This window comes from Paraburkholderia madseniana, from assembly GCF_009690905.1.
In the GTDB taxonomy this organism is placed as follows: domain Bacteria; phylum Pseudomonadota; class Gammaproteobacteria; order Burkholderiales; family Burkholderiaceae; genus Paraburkholderia; species Paraburkholderia madseniana.
In genome coordinates, this window is record NZ_VOSW01000382.1 from 1 (window position 1) to 214 (window position 214).

Sequence of the window (214 nt, forward strand, 5' to 3'; positions counted from 1 at the left end):
CATCCGAAGAAGCACTGTCGAACACGTCTTCGGCACGCTGAAGCATTGGATGGGGGCCACCCACTTCCTGACCCGGACGCTGGGACGCGTGAGCACGGAAATGAGTCTTCAGGTATTGGCCTACAACCTGAAGCGCGTCATGAATATACTTGGGGTTGCCGGGATGATGAAGGCGATGAGGATGACTGCAAGCTGAAGCCCCAAGGGGCTTCTT

Annotated in this window: 1 protein-coding gene; it reads left to right on the forward strand. The window is 56.5% G+C overall.

Annotated elements, in window-relative coordinates; genetic code table 11:
• The coding region (locus FSO04_RS46210) for a transposase (RefSeq protein ID WP_154568053.1) at positions 1–196 on the forward strand (196 nt) is incomplete at its 5' end.
• Positions 197–214: the final 18 nt, after the last annotated feature.